21 protein-coding genes are annotated in these 17,655 nt (G+C 47.3%); 1 reads left to right on the top strand and 20 read right to left on the bottom strand.

The features are described from left to right. The 8 genes from AACR11_RS00105 to traN all read right to left on the bottom strand — a co-directional run. Positions 1-509: conjugal transfer protein TraG N-terminal domain-containing protein (locus tag AACR11_RS00105; RefSeq protein WP_139374563.1), on the bottom strand; the 509-nt coding region annotated here is incomplete at its 3' end. Between the two features lie 3 nt (positions 510-512). Further along, positions 513-1,919, bottom strand: coding sequence for a conjugal transfer protein TraH (locus AACR11_RS00100; protein ID WP_079324261.1), 1,407 nt, complete (start codon positions 1,917-1,919; stop codon positions 513-515). Beyond that, on the bottom strand, positions 1,916-2,329 hold the full coding sequence (trbB, locus tag AACR11_RS00095; RefSeq protein ID WP_017188049.1) for a type-F conjugative transfer system pilin assembly thiol-disulfide isomerase TrbB: 414 nt from the start codon (positions 2,327-2,329) through the stop codon (positions 1,916-1,918). The genes AACR11_RS00100 and trbB overlap by 4 nt, the downstream gene beginning before the upstream one ends. 161 nt (positions 2,330-2,490) lie before the next feature. Further along, a complete protein-coding gene (gene traF / locus AACR11_RS00090) occupies positions 2,491-3,276 on the bottom strand; it encodes a type-F conjugative transfer system pilin assembly protein TraF (RefSeq protein ID WP_172458657.1) in 786 nt (261 codons plus the stop codon). A 27-nt stretch (positions 3,277-3,303) separates the two neighbouring features. Then, complete coding sequence (locus tag AACR11_RS00085) at positions 3,304-3,612, bottom strand: hypothetical protein (protein ID WP_017818842.1); 309 nt, start codon at positions 3,610-3,612, stop codon at positions 3,304-3,306. A gap of 101 nt (positions 3,613-3,713) precedes the next feature. After that, complete coding sequence (locus AACR11_RS00080) at positions 3,714-4,085, bottom strand: hypothetical protein (protein ID WP_017191033.1); 372 nt, start codon at positions 4,083-4,085, stop codon at positions 3,714-3,716. Between the two features lie 170 nt (positions 4,086-4,255). Further along, a complete protein-coding gene (locus AACR11_RS00075) occupies positions 4,256-4,789 on the bottom strand; it encodes a hypothetical protein (protein WP_017191034.1) in 534 nt (177 codons plus the stop codon). Positions 4,790-4,821: 32 nt separating this feature from the next. Further along, positions 4,822-6,555, bottom strand: coding sequence for a type-F conjugative transfer system mating-pair stabilization protein TraN (traN, locus tag AACR11_RS00070; RefSeq protein ID WP_079324257.1), 1,734 nt, complete (start codon positions 6,553-6,555; stop codon positions 4,822-4,824). A 104-nt stretch (positions 6,556-6,659) separates the two neighbouring features. Between traN and AACR11_RS00065 the strand changes: the two genes are divergently transcribed. After that, complete coding sequence (locus tag AACR11_RS00065) at positions 6,660-6,863, top strand: hypothetical protein (protein ID WP_017191036.1); 204 nt, start codon at positions 6,660-6,662, stop codon at positions 6,861-6,863. Here AACR11_RS00065 and AACR11_RS00060 read toward each other — a convergent pair. The 12 genes from AACR11_RS00060 to AACR11_RS00005 all read right to left on the bottom strand — a co-directional run. After that, positions 6,846-7,304 (bottom strand): hypothetical protein, encoded by a 459-nt coding sequence (locus tag AACR11_RS00060; protein ID WP_079324255.1) that lies wholly within the window; start codon positions 7,302-7,304, stop codon positions 6,846-6,848. The genes AACR11_RS00065 and AACR11_RS00060 overlap by 18 nt on opposite strands. Before the next feature lie 27 nt (positions 7,305-7,331). Then, positions 7,332-8,045, bottom strand: coding sequence for a type-F conjugative transfer system pilin assembly protein TrbC (gene trbC, locus AACR11_RS00055; protein WP_079324253.1), 714 nt, complete (start codon positions 8,043-8,045; stop codon positions 7,332-7,334). A 256-nt stretch (positions 8,046-8,301) separates the two neighbouring features. After that, on the bottom strand, positions 8,302-9,312 hold the full coding sequence (gene traU, locus AACR11_RS00050; RefSeq protein WP_079324249.1) for a conjugal transfer pilus assembly protein TraU: 1,011 nt from the start codon (positions 9,310-9,312) through the stop codon (positions 8,302-8,304). Positions 9,313-9,478: 166 nt separating this feature from the next. Next, entirely contained in the window at positions 9,479-10,177 is a 699-nt protein-coding gene (gene traW, locus AACR11_RS00045; RefSeq protein ID WP_050936927.1) for a type-F conjugative transfer system protein TraW, read from the bottom strand. Next, positions 10,161-12,710 (bottom strand): type IV secretion system protein TraC, encoded by a 2,550-nt coding sequence (gene traC / locus AACR11_RS00040; protein ID WP_079324247.1) that lies wholly within the window; start codon positions 12,708-12,710, stop codon positions 10,161-10,163. Before traC ends, traW begins: the two co-directional genes overlap by 17 nt. Before the next feature lie 2 nt (positions 12,711-12,712). After that, positions 12,713-13,105: a type IV conjugative transfer system lipoprotein TraV gene (gene traV, locus AACR11_RS00035; protein WP_017818836.1), complete on the bottom strand. Its 393-nt coding sequence runs from the start codon at positions 13,103-13,105 to the stop codon at positions 12,713-12,715. 5 nt (positions 13,106-13,110) lie between these two features. Next, complete coding sequence (locus tag AACR11_RS00030; protein ID WP_079324245.1) at positions 13,111-14,646, bottom strand: TrbI/VirB10 family protein; 1,536 nt, start codon at positions 14,644-14,646, stop codon at positions 13,111-13,113. Beyond that, a complete protein-coding gene (traK, locus tag AACR11_RS00025) occupies positions 14,636-15,421 on the bottom strand; it encodes a type-F conjugative transfer system secretin TraK (RefSeq protein ID WP_079324243.1) in 786 nt (261 codons plus the stop codon). The genes AACR11_RS00030 and traK overlap by 11 nt, the downstream gene beginning before the upstream one ends. Beyond that, a complete protein-coding gene (gene traE / locus AACR11_RS00020) occupies positions 15,408-15,983 on the bottom strand; it encodes a type IV conjugative transfer system protein TraE (RefSeq protein WP_079324241.1) in 576 nt (191 codons plus the stop codon). Before traE ends, traK begins: the two co-directional genes overlap by 14 nt. 14 nt (positions 15,984-15,997) lie before the next feature. Next, positions 15,998-16,300 (bottom strand): type IV conjugative transfer system protein TraL, encoded by a 303-nt coding sequence (traL, locus tag AACR11_RS00015; RefSeq protein WP_029790652.1) that lies wholly within the window; start codon positions 16,298-16,300, stop codon positions 15,998-16,000. A 6-nt stretch (positions 16,301-16,306) separates the two neighbouring features. Then, the gene (traA, locus tag AACR11_RS00010) at positions 16,307-16,594 is read right to left on the bottom strand and encodes a type IV conjugative transfer system pilin TraA (RefSeq protein ID WP_017191046.1); all 288 of its coding nucleotides are present in this window, start codon (positions 16,592-16,594) and stop codon (positions 16,307-16,309) included. Positions 16,595-17,420: 826 nt separating this feature from the next. Then, a partial coding sequence (locus tag AACR11_RS00005) for a TraY domain-containing protein (RefSeq protein ID WP_416316080.1) occupies positions 17,421-17,655 on the bottom strand: 235 nt, incomplete at its 5' end.

Below are 17,655 nucleotides of genomic sequence, written 5' to 3'. Positions count from 1 at the left end.
TCCCCAATCATGCAGTTATGAAAATAATCACTCCACAGTTTTTTGAGTCCAATTTCGCGCACGCTAGATTGTCTTGAGAGCTGATAGAGCTCAGAGCCAAACAGCATGCCAGTACGACCGTAGCGCTCATCATCTGAGGTGGTGAAAATCGCTTCCACGCCCTCAGCCATTCCCACCATGATAGAAGAGAAAAAATACGTCGGAACGGCGACAAGGTAGGGGACATTATCGACTTTATAGACTTTTCCCGGTTGGGTTTTATCAATGATGAGCATGTCGGCTTTCATGTTGATAAGAAACAGAGGCACGGCAAAGAAGACCACCATCCATTTGATGATGTCTTTGGGGTTACGAGAGAGCATGAAAATAAACAGGCTGGTGATAAGTCCCAGCATCATGCACATCTGTAAGTAATCACCAAAGGTAGAGGTTCTGAAAAAGGTGGCGAGGGCGTTAAAGGCTTTGTTGACCACCTCGCCCGAGGTATAGGTGTAATATTCGAGTATCATAAGTTAGTTCCCATAAGCCGGCACAGGCTTGGTGGTCGTGCCAATGTCTTTCTGGCTTTGCTGCGCGGTTTTTCTTTGTGAGTCGATAAGTTGATTGCGATTATTGAGCGCTTCAATAGCTTTATCGGCAAGCCCAGCAGTAAAGCGTTTGGCGTTATCGATATCACGAGTGATGAGGGTGATATCATCTTGACTGTTGTTGGTATTGGCCAGTGATTGGCTGGCAATGCTCAACATGTTGGTGAGGTATTGATTAAGCAGCTCTACTGCTATCATGCGTGAGTAACTGCTGGTATCCGGCGTTTGATTGGCGGACAAGTCATCAATAAAGAACTTTAATATTGGTGTTTGAGTGAGCTCCAAAAAGCTCTTTTGCTTATCCGTGAGTTTTTGGTCAGTACCAATGCTTCGCAGTATTGAATCCAGCTGTTTGCGTATCTGGCTTTGAATGCCATTGGCCTGGCTAATGGATAAGTTGTTGCGTTTGCTGATACTAATGCACGCTTTGGGGCCTGTGCTTTTGCATTGGTAAATATCGGCTTTGCCCCCTTCTAGAAGCACGTTGACCAGATTATTGTTGTCGGTCAAAAGGCTTGGGTAGTAGCGAGGGTTGCCGTTAGCGTCGTACACATAAGTCCCTGACAGGCTCATCATAAATTGTGCGAGGTTTTTATCTGCAGATAAAAACGCGTTATTGGTAATCGCAGACCACACCACATTGTGATTCGTTTGGGTGATGTCTTTCAGTGCCGGGTCATTTTTGGCGTTGGCTAATTGACCTGCGGCTTTGCCTCCTGCGCCACATTCATGTTGGGCTTGTACCCAATCCGAGAACGCATTGTTTTGAGTGCCGAGTGTCGCACAGACGTGCTTTTTGGTAGCTGGCGCGGTAAAAGCGGCCAGCCCACCGATGGCGGCTTGCGCCGCTTCACAAGAGTTCACTGACTGGTTTAAGTATTTGTCGGCAATCGCTTGCAGATTATCAAGGTTTTGCTTGAGCTGCGGAGCCCATGTTTGCAAAGCCAGATTGGTGATGAAGGGTGGGGCGTTGTGGATAATTGCTTTGCCCACTCTCACCAGTTGGTCTGAGCTGATATGAGAAAATCCCCCCATAAACATATCGATGCCTGAGCATCCCGCACTGATAGAGGGTACGGTGACGCTGACCAGTTGCGCATCAATGATTTTATTGCGCACAAACAAGCTGCCCCCAGTGTAGTAGTTGGCAGACTGACCTTGATAGGCGGTCGGGTTCGAGACATTGGCGTTGTACCCTGAACTATCAAAAAAGCGGGCCAGTGAGTTATTAGTATCGGCATGGCTCATACTAGGTAACGTGATGAGTAATAAAGGAATAAGCCGCTTATGCACCGAAATAGTGGATAAGTGGTGAGTAAGTGAGCGCATCATTGCAACGCCTCCTGTACCCGTGGGTCATTGAGCGCGTTTTGAATGCTCTGAGCTAATGTGCTTTCTGGTACGTCACCAATGCTCAGGCGGGAAAACTTACGGCTATTCACATTCATTAAGAAGGTGGCGGGCATGACGGCTTTGCCATTGTTTGGGAAAAAAGTGCTGCCTATTTCAGGGGTGACAGGAATAGGGACTTCAAAGCCAGGAATGCCCGCCCCATCAACAGAAAAAGCGTAAACAGGTAATTGGAAGCGTTCGCTAAGGCGAGTAATTTTAGGTGCAGTCTTATGGCAGTATGGGCAGGTACTTTCAAAAAAGAACACCAGAGCGTATTGGTTTTGCATGGCGGCGTGTGCGCTGCTAACAAATAGCGCAAAACTGAGCAAAAGAGTGCGAAGAGATGGCATGGTGCCTCCTTGCGTTTTAGGTTAAAAAGAAACAAGTAAAGTGTTGTCATCCAAGAGGGCGGTATGGACGAGATAAATAATGCGGTATCGAACGTTGAGCTAGGTTTGGGGTTTATGGCAGCGCTTGCGCTGTTTGCTTTGGTATGGTGGCTGTTTTTGGATTAGAAATTCGATTGCTCAAAGTTGGTCGCAACGTTGTAAAAACGCCCAAGCAAATCATTTTGGCTTATCCAGCCATACGCCAGTGGCTTCATCTCTCCGGTGCGGGGGTGCACCAAAATCAGCGCTGGCGTAAAAGGAACGGTGACCTTGCCTTGGTTATGGCGGTTCTCTTTGATGTTGGTGATGAAGGTTTCATCATTGCTGATACCAAGAAGCTCTAAGTGGTATTGATCAGCAAAAGCTTGAATGGAAGGGGCGAGTTGCTGACTGAGCGTATCGTTGCCGTCATAAACAAAGAAAAATCCCCAGCCTTCCTGCTTCATCTTTTCAACTGCATCGGTTTTCTTTTTATTTTCCAGGTCGAGATACACCTGCCTTGCGGCTTGCTCTGTCGGGTGGTCTTTGGTGTAAGAGAGCTCCGGTCTTTCCAGTAGCAGCGATTTGAATGTCATGCCTAGCTGGTCAGTCTGGTCAGTGATAAATCGATTAAGTGCTAAGAACCTTGCCAGTTTTTCCTTATCTTTGGGGTGTATGGTGGCATCGTTTTGAGCCTCCTTGTGCATGGTATGGAACCAGTCCATTTGCTCGGTTGCTGACAAGGTTTTAGGGCTGGATACCGTGGTTTGGGTATTGCTAGGTAGCGGCTTAGGTTTGGGCGTTTTAGGTGCTTGTTTTGGCTCGTTGTACCATCGCCACCCTGGTGGGGCATCATTGGCGAGAGCAGAAGATAGAGGGGCAAGCAGCGTTAGGGTAATGACGTAAAGCAGAGATTTTTTCATCATCATAGGCCTTGGTTAAATAAAGCGAAGTGATTAAGAGCTTAAGCACTTGGGTCTCTCACGTAGGTGGTGCATCTGATGTGTCGATGGGTTGCGCAGCGTGAGTAAGTATTGAAGGTATTCATCATGGAGCAAGGCGTGGTGTTTAGACCATACGCCTTGCTCACTGCTAAAGTAGTGAGTCTGTTTTTCAATGTTTTCTATCAGCTCTCGATACTCATCCAGCCTTTTAGTGATATCGGGATAACGGTCAAGTTGCTTAGTGAGTATCACATCGTTTGGAATGAGCCGTAAGAGAGTAAAGGTACGCAGTAAGAAAGTTTGCAGGAGGGCAATAAACATGACGATTTCCTTTTGATGGTTGATATGCTTATGACTTTTTTACCCGAGATGGCTTGCCTAAAGATGATTTTTGTAAGTCTGCAAAGAAAGTCATAGAGCGCTCACTCTCCCTTTGATGTTGATGAACGTTCGCTTGGTTGTGGGTCTTTCTCGTCTGAATAAGCACCTAATAATACGACCCCAGTCGCCATCATTAGACCGATGAAGTCTTCAATAGGATGGGTAATTAAGATGTGTGTAACCCCTCCCGATAAAAGTATGAGGCATCCGCTTAGTGTGATCTTGTTTAGCGTAAAACCAGAGGGGCGAGAGTCGGCCCAAGTGATGAATCCCCATACCAGTGCGCTTGCGGCTAACCAAAAATACCAGGTTATTGCGCAAGTAGGTTGACCTGGAATGAAAACCACTAGATACGCACCAACGAGAGAGACAATCAAGTTGCGTGCTGTTTGAGGTGAAAGGTATTTATGCATGGATGAATTTCCCTTGTGTTAATTTGAGTTATCGCAGTGATATCAGCCTATGGGTTGAATGATGGCAGTCACTTTGCCAACAGGCGCTATTTCTGCAATACAAAACGACGGCTTAAATGGATTGCTCTTATCGCCAGATTTCCATTGCTTGGCGATAAGAGCGTATTTCCTTACTGTTCTACCTTCTTGTCTTTCTCCATTATCTTATTGTTTTCATCAGGCTTAGTTTGGTGAGTTGATCCTTCGTTGCACTGATTGGTCATCTGTCTTGAGCGCTTGCCATACTTTGCTTTGATGTGGTCGCAAGCTCTAAATAAGCCGGTTGCAAGTAGGCTGATAATCACCAAACTCAAATAAAGTAGCCCTATTTGCTCTCTTTCGCGCTGTGTGGTCTGGCGTGCTGAGTCGGCTATTGAGGTGGTTTTCACTTCCGAATTTGGACAAGGGTTGGCGTTACCTACGATGGTCGCTCTATCAATCGGTGTTCCATCGGTGCATTCAAAAATGCGTATCTGCCCTTTCTCAGCTTTACCAAGCCACGCAGCTTGTGTCACTGCGGTGACGATTCTTTGGTTGTGATTAAAATAGGTGTCAGTTGCTAAAACATAAGCAGCGATGACAAGCAGTAATACCGCGGGTGTTTGAATGAGGTGCTTAGCAAGCAGTGATAGTGTGGAGTGGTGGCGCTGGATAAAGTTTTTCATGTAATTTCCTTTGTTTAGTGATGAAGGTCGATTTAACCGCCCGCTGCACTTTGAAGTCGTTTCTTGATTTCATCAAAGTTAGGCAGGTTGGTGTTGGCGTGCATTTCTGGGTAGAACTCTGAAAAATCGATGTGCTCAAAGTTGATTTGACCGAGTTCTTCCGGGGTGATAGCTGCGCAAGTTGGGTTTTTGGCACTGCCAAGTCCTTTACCTAATTGCCCGATAGAGCCTTGCTCTTGAATGATTTTGGCAAGTTTGCTGTCATAGACGCAGTAACTGCGTTTTTTACGTGTGCAAACCCCAAGGACTTTCTTGGCGCAGTATTGCCCTACATACAGGGTTAATCCTTTCTCTTTCGCTTTGCCTAATGCTTCTTCACCTTCGCTGCATTTTGCTCCCAGGCTTTGTCCCCATCCTGAGTCTTTGCAGCAGTCGTTAAAGCCTGCGAGTTTTTTGTCACATTTCATGGGTTTGCCAGTAAATATCTTAGGCGGGTCGCCGACATCTTTTACCGCTTCGGCAAGCCCTGCCAGTGCCGCGACGGATTTATCAAAGTTGCCATTGAGTTTTGGCTCTTCCACGTAGCAATCGCCATCAAGGCAAAAGGATTGTTCACCACACTGCATTTGGGTGGCGCGGCATGATTTTTCAGGGCAACTTTTTTTGATTTCTTCTTCGACGCAAAACCCATTTTGTTTGAGTGAGCAAGAGCGAGATTGTTCTTTGCAGTCTTTGGGTAAACTGGCGCAGGAGTCTGACAGTTCGCAAAGGTGATTGACTTGGTATTTCCAGCAATCAAGATGAGTGGGAATACCGTTAATTATGCGAGTTTGCGGTCCTTCAATGCAGACTTGGTTGGTTTTTTTGCAGTCTTTTAGTAAGGAGCAATCGGTCTTCCATGAAAAGGTGTTTTTGATGCACTGTGCGCCAGAGAGTGTATAACCCGCATCGCACTTCAAAGCGGCGGGCTTTTCGATAGGGACTGGACCGCAAATTTCATAAAGGCTTGTAGTTGCAATGCCGCAGCTATTGTAATTTGTGGCGTATTTGTAATCCCCTTTGTAATAACCATCTTTAGAGTAAACCTGCTTTCCATCCCAATAATAAGTGGTTGTATAACCGCTGCTTGAGTAGCAATTGTGGAAGCGAGCGGAGTCAGTCGTCTGGTTGCTCTTATCGAAGCGGCATTGCGTCTCAACGTTATGGCAAGTCATGCCTTTTAACGTCCATCCGTCCTGACATTGATAGCGTGTGATGCCGATTTCAACCTGTGCCACGGGCGTACTATAACAAGGCACGTTGTTGTTCGTTGGTGAGGTGCAAATGCGTGTGTGATTTTCAATTAAGCACTGCGTTCCAGCATCACAGTCTACGTAGGCGTTAGATACGCCATGGGTGATTTCAAAGGCATTTTCTTGACCAAGTAAAGCAAAGCGCATCGCCGGATCGTTTTTTATATCAGGCTTACCCTTATTGAAGTTGTTCTGTATTGCTTGGGCGGTCTCATCTTTTGCAAAAGCGAGATTTTTTTGGCTATTGATGTCGCTGTCAGAGAGGTGGGATTCTTTTGGGTTTCGTATCTCTCTTTTACAAGCGGCATCTTTGCAGTAATCATCGATATTAAGAGGGAGCGAGCTTGGCTTTAGGGCTTGGTTCGCTGTTTGTTTTGCCCAGCTTGCGGCATCAGTGAAGGTTTGCTGTTCGCTGGTTAAAGCCGATGCAGAGAAAAGGCTGAGCATGAGCGCAGCCCAAGGGTATAGGCGCATAAGAAACACCTCGTTAAAAGTGATGGTAAGAGTACAATGTTTGAGTAGGCATAAGAGTGTTGCTTATGCTAGAACGATAAACATTTTTGGATTGGAGTATTGATATGCTTTTAAAATGTGTTGTTTGTGAACATCCTGTTGCTCCGGATGCAGACCGATGTCCGAATTGTCGTACTGGTGACCCATTTGGTGCTATCGCAAGAAGAAAGCGTCTTGAAAAATGGCTGGCTTTTATTGTTTTAGGCGGCAGTGGCGTCTATTTCGTATTTGAGTTTATCCAACGTGGATATTTACAATATTTTTTGTAACTGGCGCACGATGTGCGTGAGCGTTTGAATGTCATCATCAATGCGATCACGATGCCATGCCAGATCTATCACGTTAGATTTCAAGTAATACTGATCATGATACGTAGACGAAAGAGCCCAAACTAACTGAATGTCATGATTGTATTGCCCAACAATTTCCCAAGGGTGGTGCAATTTACCTCGTTGACGGGCTTTTCTTACCGCTTGAATAAGCCTTTCTACTGCACCTTGCTCTGCTACAAAGTAAACATAAGGCGGCTCTGGTCGCCCGAAGGCGTGACCTTGGCAGGAAGCAAGCGTTTTTATTGATGGCACAGTATTTAACTGTGATACCAAAGGTGTGATTTTGGGGTCAATATCTTCGTAGCGTCGCGCTTTTTGTTTTCTTGGCTCTATGAAAATCTCGCTCCAGAGGTTATGGAGTTTTTTGGATATTGGCATGGATTGCGCCTCATCATGACTTAAGCATTATTGTGAATACAGAGTGCGCAGCAGAGGGTGAATGTTTTGCTGCGCATCGCCCATGGCGAGATAATCTAGCGCTTGATAAAGCGAGATATTGCCATAAAGAATGTCGTAGTCAGAGTTGGAGCAAGGTTGCTCTGGCAGACAACGCCCTGACTTGACCGATACAAAAGCCGGCACCTTTGTAATATCAAACTGCTTAAACCAATCAGGACTGATTGAAAATCCACTCTGTATTGGTGCTTGGTTTGGTGAGCGTATTAATGATTCGATGCGCTTGGCAGTGGCTGGAAAACCTTCTGGCAAGACGCCACGTATCACAAGAGGGACACCGAGATGCTCACTTTGCGTCAGCAATTGTTTCAGTGCCGTATCGGGCATAGTCAGCGACACAAAAACCATTACGCCTTTGGGCGCTTGGTCTGGATTGCGTGGGGGTTTTTGCATGCCGAGCAGTGGAGAGAGGCTTTCCTCTTTTACTAAGGCTTGAATTTTTCGACTGGCATCAAATGCTTGCTGCTTATAGGCATTGGCTTGGTTTTGCACCTGGTCAATCTGCCACTGGTTTGCCGTGTCAGTTTGTTGGCTAAGTGCTTGCTCAAGTTTGGCAAAAGCTTTGAGCTCTTGCTCTGTATAAGCATGGCTAGGCAGCGAGATAAACAAGCACAGAAAAACAAGAGAGCGCCACAAGGCGCTCTCAAATGATGATATGGTCATATGACCCCCTTGGTCATAGGCGTTTAAATGGTGGATAGAGAGTACGAGCGTCTTGAAAACTGATTGAGCAGACTTTGCGGGCGTTGAGGTCTTTGCAAAACGAGAAACAGAAATGCCTCAAAGGAAAGCAACAATAGATCTGCTTGTGATTGGCTATGTCCGTCTTTAAAAAGTCCTCAAGAGAGTTCAAGTTGCTGGCAATAAACAATTCTGACTCGCCTTGTAATGTCGGTGGTGAAAAAGTCATGATTGCCTCTTACAAAAATACGCAGTTACGCTTTCGCCACTGAACAAAACCAAAATTATCTCCGGTGACGGGGTTGTCGTGGCCAGCTTCCCATAAGGTGGTTGTGGTCGTATAAGGGTGGCACCATGCTGCATCGGGGATGGGTGACGACATCTGATAACGGTAGCGAGATTTTGGTAAAATTGGGTCGGGATATTGGTAACAAATTGCCCCATCTTCACCGCGCGTCTCCCACACAATGCCTTGCCTGTGAAGCTTATAATTCAGTTTTTCCATGAGCAGCGTTGCGGCTTGAATGGGAGTATCTCGGTAGTTAGTTGTTCCCGTCAATGGACACGCGCTACCTTGTGAGCCCAGGCACCAAAATAACGCATCAATAGGCAGTGCAACGTTCGTGGAGGTGAGCATCGCTTCGGGGACACAAGCAAGTTGTGCAACCAGATTGCCAAAGAGTAATGCTTCTGGGTTGAGTATGAGCGAGAGCTCGTCATCATCCCAAAGTGGGTCAATTTCCGTCATGTACGCCACATCAAAATTATCCGTTGCCATACACGCGGTCGATTGCATCAATTGTAGCCAGTAAATGACCGGGTATTTATACCAATGCGCATGATAAAAGCCGCCGTCGCTACTGTCGCTGTCACGAGCGGTGACACGTCCTCCTATTTTTTGGCTGTTTGCACCAGAAAGCTGTGTGCCCATATTCACCATACAATAAGGCACGCGGGTGACGTCGGTTAAGGCATAAGGCTCCCAATAGCCGATATTTACCCCAACTTGAACAAAGATAGGCGGCGGTTTAGGGCAGTAGGATATTGGCAGTGTCGGGTTGTTGGTGTCGGGGTATTTGGAAGGCATTACGGTGGCGGAGCCGATGGTCATGGGAAATAAACAGTCCCAACAGATGTCTGTGATGGGATTGATAAAGCGGCTTTTACACGCCGCACTGGCTGCTAGGGTGGATGGGGCAATAAAAACCAATAGGCAGCACAGCAATAAAGGAAAGTGTCGCTGTTTCATAGGGTGTCCTTTTCCACGCGTTGCGTGGTACTCCTTTTGCCTCTACAAGAGGCTTCGCCTCGTTATAGCAGTCAAAAGCGAGCTTGATTAACAATGAGAGGGTGTTGCTTGGAAGAATGATCAAGAATTGCTGTCGGCTTTTCTTGATGATATCCAAGGTGGTAAGTCATTGTTCTATCTCCAAGGGCTGCAAATCTGAGACGTTGACTTCATCGATGCGCCAGCGTGTGCCTTCTTGATAAGCAATGGCGGGAACATGAGTAATGTTCAATCTGCTGGTTAAAAAGCCGTCTTGAGCAAAGTATATTCTGGCATCGAGTAAGGTTGCCATTTGGTTTGGGCTCCCTGCGGTCAGTACCCATTTGATGGGCTTATCATTGTGGTACTCACTGGCAAAGCGCCTTTGCTGCGCATCTCTGGCATCAAAAAACACCAGTACCTTACTAAGCTCAAACTTAGGCAAAATGTCTTTGCTGTTTGCCTTTGGCCAGGTTCGGCTGTCAAAGGGGTTAACCTTGGTGCCCGCTTTGGCGATGACTTGCCCGGTAGCAGGTACAACGATGTCTTTAGGGATAACGATGCTTGGGGCAACGTAAAAGGTACGTGGGTTGGTTGTACTCGTCAGTCCTTCGACGGGCGGCGGGTTTTCAATGCTTTCCTTTACTCGCTGGGTGAACGCTTCCTGCATGTCAGCCAGCTTACCATTGGCTTCAAATTGTCTCAGCCTGTGGTCAATCCATTTAAGCATGTCAATTTCACCGATAGGAAAGACCGGAGCCACTTGCCCTAGTGCTTTTCCATAAGCGTTAAAAGCGGCAATACCCGTTACGAGGATAATAGGCAGCGAGTTAAGTACTCGCCCCAATCGCTTGGTTAAATGCCTCAATTTCCTTGCCGTAGTAGTGCATGGAGGTTTGTTCAATGGCCTCTTCCAATGGCAAGCCTTGTTTATAAAGATTTTCACAGTATTCAAACTCCTTGGGTTCCGTTGAGAACATGGCGCGTTTTACTGGTGAAGCAAAAAAGCGATGGTAGGTCACGTGCCCCCCGGCTTTGATGCGTGCGCAGCTGTAGCCCGCAATCGCTGAGGGATCAAAGCTTTTGATAAGCCGCTGCTCATACTTTGAAAAGGCGTCAGGGTTTTGGGTTAGGTATTTATCAAAGCCTTCACCTTGGCGAAGAATGATGTGGATATCGGAGTTGTTGTAACACGCTTTGGCTTCTTCACTGCTAAAGAAGTCTTCAATGCCTTGAGTCACGGTACAAAAACTGCCGCCGAACTTACGCGCTGTGCGATAGCCGGTGTTGATGAACTCTCTGGCTTGTTCGTTGGCTCCAGACAGCAAACTCCACGCCTCTTCAATGATGCACATCTTTGGCGTTGAGCGAGAGCCAGATAGGTACATCTGCTGGTTAATCGAGACCATAAGAGCAAAAATAACCGGTCTTAGAACGGCAGGTGGGAACCCATCAAGCTCTAGGGTGGTGATGTCCACGTTAGGGTCAAGCATGGAGGGTTTGTTGAACACATCGCCATACATGCCGTCAGTGCAGAACTTTTTCAGCTGCACGGCAATGTCTTTGATGCGTCGATCGCTCTCTTCTCCGGCAATTTCAATCAGAGCGTCTCTGACATCATCCACGAGTGCTTGGTTGCCCTTGCGCTCCCATGCGGTCACGATGGCATCGCCTAACACACTTTGCTGAAATGCGGTCAGGGGGGCGTAAGGCGAAGCGATAGTCGCAAACAGAGCTGTGATGTTATCGAGCGCTTCCATCATTGGGTCTACTGGCTTGCCTTCGTCGTCCACAAACTCAAAGTCCGCGTCCTGCATGGCGCCAAGATGGGTGAACGGGTTTAAGAAGATATTGGCGTGCGTCATGTAAGTGCCACCAAGACTCAGAGTGATTTTTTTGTAGCTGCTCCCTTTATCGAGTATCCACACTTTACCGCCCATGGCGTAGACGGTTTTGGCTATCTCCTGAACTAAGAAACTCTTACCTGCCCCAGAGCCACCGGTTAAGGCGATGTTTTGGTTATCACTGCCACAGGTAAAAGGGTCAAAGAAAGAGATTTGCTGGCGCATGGTTGGAAGCAACACCCCGCCTTTGAGCTGGCAAAAGTCCATGATGAGCGGAAAGAAGTTAACCAGGTTGGAGCTTTTTAATGTGCGAACTCGCCCGGCTTTTTTGCAGTCACCCCATAGTCCTTCACTCATCATAAAAGGCAGCGTGGAAAGCAGCGCTTGTGGCTGATTCATTTTCAGTGGAATGATATCGAGTCCGGCATTACTGAAAGACTCTTTCGCTGCTTGCGTGTCTTTCTTTTGACGGTTTTTGTCCGTAAAGAGAGAGACCGTCAACACCATGGAGGCAATGGTGAACTCTTTAGATAAAAGACCTTTTTGTAGGGCTTTACGCTCTTTAAGTTCATCTTCTGCCGTTGGCGCGAGCAGCGCCATTTGACTGTTCACCGTTTTGGTGAGGTCTTTTATCTTGTTGTCATTATCTGCATTTTGTTTACCCGTTGGCTCATTACGGAAATTCAATGTTACGCGATGAGGGCAGGTGATATTACGTGAAACGTTGCGGATAGAGGAAAATGCCTCTGGCAATGCATAAAGACGATAATCGCCAGGCAGCCTTGACAGTCCCATGTTGACAATACGAGTGTGAACCTCTTCCCCTTGGTCGTTGGTGTGACGGGTGGCAATATGACCTCGATGGGTCAGCGCTTCGGTGTCTGGCGATAAGGCTTGCAGATTTAATGGCTCTAGTGGGTTGTAGTTTTTTTCCTTCGGTCTGTCTTGGGTTTTATCGAAGTTTAAGATATCTCCAACGCCTGTAAGCAGCATTTCTGGTGTGACGGGCAGCAAATCAAAGCCAAGCTGCGCCAGTCCTGTCTCTAATGTCATGCGCGCATCAAGCAGCTCTTGCGGGTCTTTTTCGGTCGTCGAAACAAAAAAGAAGGCGTCGTAGTCGCGAAGGTCAAAGCTGTTGTTCTTTTGTCTGTGCAAAAAGCCGTGCTGCGCAGCGTAATGGGCATAAATGGCATCATCATTCGCCATCTTCTGACAAATGCCGCCACGCTGACTGAGTAGGTGTTGATTACCCTCTAAGTAATGCGCCACGCGGTTATGACCAAATAGCTGGACTTGATAATCCCACTTATCGCCTTCGGGTAAATCCCCGACAAGGTGGCTGAGTGACTGAATTAAGTCATCATTTGCACCGCCAAGCACACTGATTTTAAATCCGAATCCGCGAGAGTGGGTGTTTCCAAAGACGTGCTCTATAGGGTCGTAGTCTCGATACGGCAGTTCATGGTGAAGGTGGTTTTGGGCGCGTTTTGCCTCTTGGAACAAGGCAGATAGACCGCTGCTTGAGTTAGATATCATGTTTAATCCTTCCAAATAGCACGTGCTGGTCGTCCTGACCAACGACTTTCATCCAATACGAAGTAGATGTCCATGGTATCGATATAATGGTTATCTTTATCGATAAAGGGGAAGATGGTGAGCTTTTTGACCTCTTCTTGGCTTCGCTGTGGCTCTCCATCTCGGTTTCGTCTTGGCAGTAGGGTGAACGCGCTCGGTGGTGTCGTTCTTGTATGGCTGCTTATCGTGGCGTTATCACCGGTATAACCGTACAAGTTGTCTCGTACCTCGTTCATGGTGACGCAACCTGAAATGCCGCCGACTTTGTCGCAGCTGTATTCACTGTCAAAACCTGCGCTGCAGCCAGTTAGCGTGAATAATGCAAAAGATAAGTAAGATAAAAGTTTCAATCTCATGATGGTTACTCCTCACGCCCAAAGCCCACGCTGTTTAACCCTTGTTGGGTGAGTTTTTGCGCTAATGGGTTGATTGGGGTAGTTTGGTTGACTTGGGGCAGGGGTGGCGCATTGGTGATGACATCGAGTATCTGATTGGTGCTGGAGACTTGTTCTCGCTGCTCGTTAATACGTGTCTCGTACTCCTCGGCAAGAAGCGGATCGAGCGGAAAGCCTTCTAAAAAGACAATGTTCACTACGGCGCCGGGATTCACTTCTACAATCGGGTGGTAAAGCTCAGCCAGCTTGATGTAGTAGTCAGCCAGTTTGCTGCCTACGCCTTCTGTTGCGCCGCCAAGTAGGCTTAACCCGATTTTATCGGGGTCAACACTGGAGCTTGGTCCCAGAGCCGTAGGAGTGGTGGTTTGAGCCAGCGCTTTACCTGCATCCCCCACACCTTGCAAAATGGCCGCAATACCGGCCATTTGAACGATTTTACCGTTTTTCAAAATGGTGGTGCCGCGGATACCATTTCGGCCAAAGTTAAACACGGTGGCATTGATAGGAATATCTAAGATATCGCCGTTGTCTTGAATGCAACTCATGCGGTTAGTTCGGGCGACGCCACGACTGGATGAGATTTCACCGTAAACCGCCCCGGTAATGGTACAGTTGCCCAGCTTAGACTTTTTACCGTTAGGTAAAATACCTTGATTGACGGTCTGAAAGACAATCGGTGACGTATCCCCTTGACCTGAAACGCCGGCGTTAGCATCAGCGCCGCCTGTCACCACGGCGGTAACAAAGGTGCCAGTCGGGACATAATTATCGGTTGTGCGACGGGATTTTTTCTCATCGATGCTGGCTTGCCAATGAAATTCAAAGCTATCAAACGCATCGCCGTTAAAGGCGATATCATCTTGTCTTTTGTAGGTGAACTCATCAATATTGCTCGCATCCACATCATCCCTAATGGCGGATTTTGCCGGCAGTTTGTATTTGCCGAACACCTCGCCTTGAGCCGTGTTCGACTCATAAGGTTGATTTGGGTTGATGGCGGGACCTGCTGCAAGCTGCGCTTCAAGTTCAGCTTTGAGCGCGTCCACTTCATCAAGCTTTTGTTGCATCTGCTGCTCTAGTCCGGCGAGCTGTGACTCTTGATTGCGCTTTGTGGTGGTTTTGAGGTTATCCATTTCAGATTTTAAACTTTCACCAATGCGATTGAGTGTACCTTCAAACTTGGTCAGGCTTTGCTCGAGCTGGTTAATTTTATCTTGCTGAAAGGTGAGGGCGGATTGGTTGTCCTTATCGGTAAAGTCGTCAGTGACAATAGCCCCAAATCCTACCGCTTCGTTTTGGGTTTGCTCTGGCTCGGAAGGCAAGGTGAATCGCCAAACCGCAAAGGCAATCACACCAATGACGGTTAGCGCCACAAACGTGATGTTGCGGTTACGCTTTTGTGTGGCTGCATTGACTTCTCCCCCTTGCTCAAAGTCGCCGTCAGTGTCTTTGAAAAACCGTTTCTTAAACCCATCTAAGGCGTCTCTTTGTTTATCGAACATGGGCTGCACCTCCTCCAGTGATGAGATAGAGCGTTGTGGTTTGTCCAGGGGCTAAGTGGTAAGCCTCAAGCGCGGCTGAACGAGCGGAATAGCTGTAAAATTGCGCAGTTGTGAGAGGCATATCGCTGCTTCCTTGATTTTTGAGCTGGTAAATCACGCCAGAGTAATCGCTGCCAACAAAGACGGTTTGAGGAATGATGGCAAGTTTACTTTCATCCTTTGGCAGCGTTTTGGGGTCAACGTCATGACGTTTAAAGCCAGCAATGGGTGATCCATCATGGACAAAACGCATCATGGCTTTAGTCAGAGCTGTCATGGCGGCGGGATAATCTGCAGCAAGCTCTATCGGACTTTGCTGCTCTTTGTAGCTTTCAGACCAGACAAACTCGGTTACTAACGCCGGGGTGGCTTTTGGGGTGATAAATAGGGCAAACAAGCGTCCTTTTTCTGTGGTCAGGTGCGCAGTAAAGGGTAAAGCAATGTTGATTTTTAAGGTGACAGAGCCAGAGGCGTCTTTTTGGTTGCCTGATGAGGTACAAAACCCTTTTGGACAAACAATGGAGATGATGCGGTCATTTTTGACCACTAAGCGGTTGATGTTAATTGAAGAGAGTGCCAAGGGTATCGTGTCACCTTCGGCAAATTCATAACTGACTTTAGATGCGTTCTGCGCCATGGCAAAGGGGGCGATAAAAAACGCCAGCAGCAAGATGATAGAGATAAAGTGATAACGCCATCGCTGCTGTGGGGATAATGATTGCTCATAAAGATTCATCGGTATTGACCTCGACTTCTTCAATGGAGAGTAAACCTATCACGCCATGCTCATAGCTAAAGCTGACCTGATACCATTTCATTTCTGGCTCTAAAGCGCGCTGTCCTACGTACTTTTGCAGTTTGCCGTAGAGCTGCACTTGGAGGGTATCGAGCGAAATGCGGATAGACTCGACAGAAAATTGACTGCTGATGTTGTCTTTTTTAATCACCGTTGCTTCACGCAGTAGCTTAGGTTGCACACTATGCCAGCTTTGCTCATCAACATACTCAAGGAGTTGTCCAAACTGACGTGCGACGTTGGCAGGGGTGACATTGAGTTTTAGGTAGAGAAAATAATCCGCCATCTGCTCAAGGTAAGGTTCATCGACGGCGCCATCGGAGACAGTAAACGCTTTTGAAACGGTCGGAGGAATGAGAGTTCGACTTTGATGGGTTAGGGCTTGATAACTGGTGTAACCCAATACCAGGTTGGTGATAAGCATAGCAAGAAAGCCTGCAACCAATAAGAAGTTGAGCAGGCTTTTGATGGCTAACCTATCCCGTTTTACATACGGGTCCATAAGAGGTTGGCTCCTTAGAAAATCCAATAGCGTCGGCAAGCCGGCGGAGTGCGTTTAAAGAAAGTAGGACTGACAAAGGAAGCGCCCCACCAATACAGGGACAAGATGATGATGTTGTCACCGTATTGCGCTTTGATGTAGCGCAGTCCACCGAACCAAGCCATTGATAACGCTAGCCCTATCATTTCGTGTTTAAGCCAGAAGGCGAGACCAAAAATAAAGAAAGCTGGCGCAATCTCATCGACTGGGAAGCCGAGCCATCGGCGTCCTTTGTTCATGTGCTTAGGGATAGAGAAAAACTGATGAGGGTCTTCCATCACTGCTTACCCAAGTCCAACTAAAGGCGCGCCGACGTTCCATAAAATAGAGCCGCCAGCAAAACCGCCAAGGGCTGCAAACCAGTTGCGAGTCATTAACCCTGTGACGACGGCCCCGACAAGTCCAGTGCCGAGCATGGCGGTTTCTACCGAAGATCCTTTACCCGCGGTATCTTTCATGGCTTGTTTACCACTAGCAAAAATATCGGCAGCCAAAGCAGGTTGCGTTACTAAAATCGCAGAGACGGCTAGTCCGAGAGTAAAAGCCAAAGTGCGTTGAGTTCGTGTGTTCATAACATTATTCCTTGGTTGATGAGAGAGTCACCGCTTCGTTGTTGGTGTCGGCGGTGTATTGAAATATTAAGTGGATGCTTTAAATGCTCACTGGCCTTGGATGGGGCATGGGTGCTTTAGTCGGGCTGCTTGCTCTTTTTCAGCCTACTGCCAATAGACTGCGCGATAAATGCGCTTACAAGACTGACGCCCCAGAGGGATAACGGTTTATTTTTGAAGTGTTGGCATCACTCACAGTTTGACTGTGAACAGAAGGTTTTCTGTGCTGTTTTCAAGAGCACAACCCATATTGGGTCAGTGAGCATGTAAAGCGTCCAAGAGGTAAATTGCGGTAGCGGCTAAAGTTTTATATACAAATCCGTTAAGGACGGGGTGCTACCGCAATTTGAAAGAGGTCGCCAGAGCAACGTCTTTCAAATTGCCTCTCAGTCTGAGAGTACGGTGAGTTCAATCCGCTGGCGCGGTACTCCTTTTGGCTCTACAAGAGGCTTCGCCTCGTTATAGCAGCCAAAAGCGAGCTTAAATAGAAAGGTTTCTTCGATATAACCGCTCGAAAGCGACGGATCACCGTTACTGTCATATTGGTGATTACAGATGCTACATTCCCGCTCCTGACAGATACGGACATCGCCTAGCATACGGCTCGCACATTTCCCGATTTATGTATCGGAGAAGGTTTTCTACCTTCTTAGGAGTAACCTGCCCTGCGCGGTTCTTCGCGCTTACAGTTGCGGTAATCGCATTCCTATAAAGCTTTTCAGGGAAAGGCTATATAGGAGTGAGCTAACGCAAAGCGATCCAACTTCGGGATCTTTTTTTGAAAAAATTACGGTTTGTTTTTTGGCACTTCCCAGTTCACACCAAAAAGTTCAAGGTGATGCTCTAGACGAGCTTGTGCCTCGGCACGTTTTGTTCGGTTATTCTGAGCCTTAGAGCTCTCAAGGATTTGGTTATGTTTGCCCGATAACTCAACGTTGACGTGCGTGCCTTTTGGCTCTGATGACGCTTTACTCAAAATTGCTTCACCTTTGTCTGATTTAACATAATTGATATAACGCGAA

Origin of the sequence: Vibrio sp. L85 (assembly GCF_963871815.1) — a bacterium.
Lineage (GTDB): Bacteria > Pseudomonadota > Gammaproteobacteria > Enterobacterales > Vibrionaceae > Vibrio > Vibrio harveyi.
The sequence above is the reverse complement of the archived record's forward strand: the minus strand, read 5'-3'. Positions and strand labels throughout refer to the sequence as shown.

Bases quoted from the DNA above. Each gene is read 5' to 3' on its own strand.
- AACR11_RS00100 (WP_079324261.1), bottom strand. From the start codon at position 1,919: ATGATGCGCTCACTTACTCACCACTTATCCACTATTTCGGTGCATAAG.
- trbB (WP_017188049.1), bottom strand. From the start codon at position 2,329: ATGCCATCTCTTCGCACTCTTTTGCTCAGTTTTGCGCTATTTGTTAGC.
- traF (WP_172458657.1), bottom strand. From the start codon at position 3,276: ATGATGATGAAAAAATCTCTGCTTTACGTCATTACCCTAACGCTGCTT.
- AACR11_RS00085 (WP_017818842.1), bottom strand. From the start codon at position 3,612: ATGTTTATTGCCCTCCTGCAAACTTTCTTACTGCGTACCTTTACTCTC.
- AACR11_RS00080 (WP_017191033.1), bottom strand. From the start codon at position 4,085: ATGCATAAATACCTTTCACCTCAAACAGCACGCAACTTGATTGTCTCT.
- AACR11_RS00075 (WP_017191034.1), bottom strand. From the start codon at position 4,789: ATGAAAAACTTTATCCAGCGCCACCACTCCACACTATCACTGCTTGCT.
- traN (WP_079324257.1), bottom strand. From the start codon at position 6,555: ATGCGCCTATACCCTTGGGCTGCGCTCATGCTCAGCCTTTTCTCTGCA.
- AACR11_RS00065 (WP_017191036.1), top strand. From the start codon at position 6,660: ATGCTTTTAAAATGTGTTGTTTGTGAACATCCTGTTGCTCCGGATGCA.
- AACR11_RS00060 (WP_079324255.1), bottom strand. From the start codon at position 7,304: ATGCCAATATCCAAAAAACTCCATAACCTCTGGAGCGAGATTTTCATA.
- trbC (WP_079324253.1), bottom strand. From the start codon at position 8,045: ATGACCATATCATCATTTGAGAGCGCCTTGTGGCGCTCTCTTGTTTTT.
- traU (WP_079324249.1), bottom strand. From the start codon at position 9,312: ATGAAACAGCGACACTTTCCTTTATTGCTGTGCTGCCTATTGGTTTTT.
- traC (WP_079324247.1), bottom strand. From the start codon at position 12,710: ATGATATCTAACTCAAGCAGCGGTCTATCTGCCTTGTTCCAAGAGGCA.
- traV (WP_017818836.1), bottom strand. From the start codon at position 13,105: ATGAGATTGAAACTTTTATCTTACTTATCTTTTGCATTATTCACGCTA.
- AACR11_RS00030 (WP_079324245.1), bottom strand. From the start codon at position 14,646: ATGTTCGATAAACAAAGAGACGCCTTAGATGGGTTTAAGAAACGGTTT.
- traK (WP_079324243.1), bottom strand. From the start codon at position 15,421: ATGAATCTTTATGAGCAATCATTATCCCCACAGCAGCGATGGCGTTAT.
- traE (WP_079324241.1), bottom strand. From the start codon at position 15,983: ATGGACCCGTATGTAAAACGGGATAGGTTAGCCATCAAAAGCCTGCTC.
- traL (WP_029790652.1), bottom strand. From the start codon at position 16,300: ATGGAAGACCCTCATCAGTTTTTCTCTATCCCTAAGCACATGAACAAA.
- traA (WP_017191046.1), bottom strand. From the start codon at position 16,594: ATGAACACACGAACTCAACGCACTTTGGCTTTTACTCTCGGACTAGCC.